This window comes from Candidatus Thermoplasmatota archaeon, assembly GCA_018814355.1.
In the GTDB taxonomy this organism is placed as follows: Archaea; Thermoplasmatota; Thermoplasmata; order UBA10834; family UBA10834; genus COMBO-56-21.
Genome location: JAHIZT010000132.1, coordinates 1 through 2,467, shown reverse-complemented (window position 1 = coordinate 2,467; position 2,467 = coordinate 1). Strand labels below are relative to the sequence as shown.

Genomic DNA, 2,467 nt, shown 5'->3' with positions numbered 1-2,467 from the left:
TCCTCGGGTACTCCATCCAGTTCTTCCCGGCGTACTCGACAACCTCGCTCGGGAACTCCTCCGCCCCCGCCTGCAGGAGTATGACCCTCAGCGCGGCCTCGTTCATGCTGACATTGCCCTGGAGGACATCCTCGGCGTCGGACTTCAGCCTAGCTAGATCATCCACGGTGGCTTTCGAGACAACCCTCACTAGCAGGGTCACCCCTTCCGGTATGGTATCGTCCAGGGACAGGGTCATTGGGCGATCGGCTGCGAAGAACGCGTCGAAGGCGTGCAGCTTCTTCGAATGGCCCTTGACCTCGGCGTTCCTGACGAGCTTGTCCCCCTTCTTGTCGAGCAGCAGCTCGAACCTCTCGTCTTTCTCGCTCAGGAGGCTCAGCAGCCTCGATACGGGGTCCGGACCCTGAGGGACCTTGGGATGCGGCTCCCACCCGCTCGCGCGGTGGAGCGCCCACGCGAAGATGCGGTAGTCGTCGATGAAAGGGCGCTCGAGACGTGACCAGTAGACCGCCATCACGGAGCAGAGAGCGACGACGGCGAGCGCCAGGTGAAGCCAGGAGAGGCCGTCCTCGACCAGGTACCACCCGAACGCCCCTATGGACGCTATGGAGATGAGCGCCCCGAACCAGAGGGAGTAGGCGAGCACATAGCGCAGATGGTCTATGCCATCGAGCATGTACTCGTTCAGATCGAGGAATGTGTTCATCGGGTCGGAGAGGGCCTTTGGGAGCTCGGTTTCTTCGCTCATGAGGAGACAATAGCGAGCGACCGGGGATTTATACGGGCTAGAACGTAAGATTCCAATCGAGGGTTTGGAAAGTACTAGACGGCCTGCTTCTGGGATGATGGTTATTAAGAGGGCATGCATATCTCCGTGAACGGAGTGAAATGAGCCGCTATTCCGTCGGTCGTTCCATAGCCAAACAGATCATAAAGGAGGATAAGAAGAGGAGGACCCACGGTCGCATTCTGAAGGAAGCCGAAGCTCGGCCTGAATCAATCCGGGTTGGGACGGAGGCCGGAGAGGTCGCGATGTCTCCGATCGAGTATGAGCTTTATCAGGCGATGCGTAAGGAGGGGCTGTCCCCGACGCCTCAATTCCGCATAGACTGGTATACGGTGGACTTCGCCTTCCCTGACGTCAAGCTAGCAATAGAAGCAGACGGTATCGCGTACCATAGTGGAGACCGACGAGATCACGACCGCAAACGGGACTGGAAACTGAAAACACAGTTCGGTTGGACTGTGATGCGCTTCTACGGCACTACGATCCACAATAAGGCAGGCAACTGCGCGTACGTTGTCAAAAGGGAGGTTGAGGCGCGCAGAAAGCTGGAAGAGGATTGCGAAAGGCAGAAGGAGAAAGAGCGGCAGGCGCGGAATGAAGCTATTGCTCGACCGTTCCGGAAAGTTGTCAAGCTACTGAAGCCGAACAGGAAAAGAAGAGGGTTTTGAGCCACGCCTCGAAGACGACCATAGGGGAGGAAAGGCGATGGCATCCCTAGCGAAGATCCTTTCGCATCCTAATCTCTCGAACCCCGGGTCCGATTGATTTGGTCCAGGCGTTCTCCTCCTCGTGTGTGATCCGGTAGCCGCGAGCCTGCCACCACGGCAACGACTTCCAGGGTACGCCGGCCGAGTTCCTACTCGTTCCGAGCGTCACCGCTTGCTTTCCCCGCATTTGGGCGAGCTCCTCCACGTATCGGACGAGTTGCGTTCCTGTTCCCTGACATTGCAGTTCTCGTTGCACGTCTATGTTCACGAGCTCCAATTCATCGCCCCTCTCCTCAATCTCGACGCAGCCCACGACTCGACCGTCAATCTCGGCGACCAGGATCTCATCGGAGTTCACTAGATTCGGTTCAATCCATGCAGACGAGAGCCTATCTACATCCCCGAAGATGGACACGGTGACGGAAGTACCAAATCCAGCGACCTCCTCGCCGCTGACAGAGGTACGCCAGACCATGACTATAGCCGGTATGTCCTCGCGTTTCGCCGGTCGCACGCTGGTCTTAGGTTCGCTGACGGACATCGCGTGGCGGCATTGCGTTTCGCATAGTTATTTCTTGAGCACCGTGGCATTCTCGCACAGACAGTCCAAGTTCTTCCCTCCGTCGGAAAAGACCTCTATGTTGAAGTGTCCCCTATCCAATTTCCATCCATTCTTCAGCAGGAGATAAGGGTTCTTCCTGAACAAAGAATTCTAGACATTCTATCTCGACCGAAAATGTCTCTTATCCTGTCTATTCATATTTGACCTTCTTTGACCTCTTTGTTGTTTTGGCGGTGGTCTTGCAGCAGCGCCAACAGCATTTCTTGCAGTGTCAGAATGAAATGAATGAGACATTACTTCGATCTTCATTCTTATTAGGCTCTCGATCTCTCTCAAGGCATCCCGTTCATGGCTTGCGCACAGGGAATATGCAGTGCCCTTAGCTCCTGCTCTTGCGGTACGGCCAATTCT

At 55.9% G+C, this 2,467-nt stretch carries 4 protein-coding genes; 1 reads left to right on the top strand and 3 read right to left on the bottom strand.

The genetic code is table 11. From position 1 onward, the window contains the following. Positions 1-748 (bottom strand): hypothetical protein (locus KJ653_10205; protein MBU0686199.1); only part of this gene is annotated, 748 nt, incomplete at its 3' end. Positions 749-888: 140 nt separating this feature from the next. Between KJ653_10205 and KJ653_10200 the strand changes: the two genes are divergently transcribed. After that, positions 889-1,455 carry an endonuclease domain-containing protein gene (locus tag KJ653_10200; GenBank protein MBU0686198.1) on the top strand — a complete coding sequence of 189 codons (567 nt, stop codon included), beginning with the start codon at positions 889-891 and terminating at the stop codon, positions 1,453-1,455. 46 nt (positions 1,456-1,501) lie between these two features. On the opposite strand, the gene KJ653_10195 is transcribed toward KJ653_10200, so the two are convergent. Next, positions 1,502-2,035: a GNAT family N-acetyltransferase gene (locus tag KJ653_10195; protein MBU0686197.1), complete on the bottom strand. Its 534-nt coding sequence runs from the start codon at positions 2,033-2,035 to the stop codon at positions 1,502-1,504. 180 nt (positions 2,036-2,215) lie between these two features. Continuing rightward, positions 2,216-2,467: ATP-dependent helicase (locus KJ653_10190; protein ID MBU0686196.1), on the bottom strand; the 252-nt coding region annotated here is incomplete at its 5' end.

Bases quoted from the DNA above. Each gene is read 5' to 3' on its own strand.
- KJ653_10200 (MBU0686198.1), top strand. From the start codon at position 889: ATGAGCCGCTATTCCGTCGGTCGTTCCATAGCCAAACAGATCATAAAG.
- KJ653_10195 (MBU0686197.1), bottom strand. From the start codon at position 2,035: ATGTCCGTCAGCGAACCTAAGACCAGCGTGCGACCGGCGAAACGCGAG.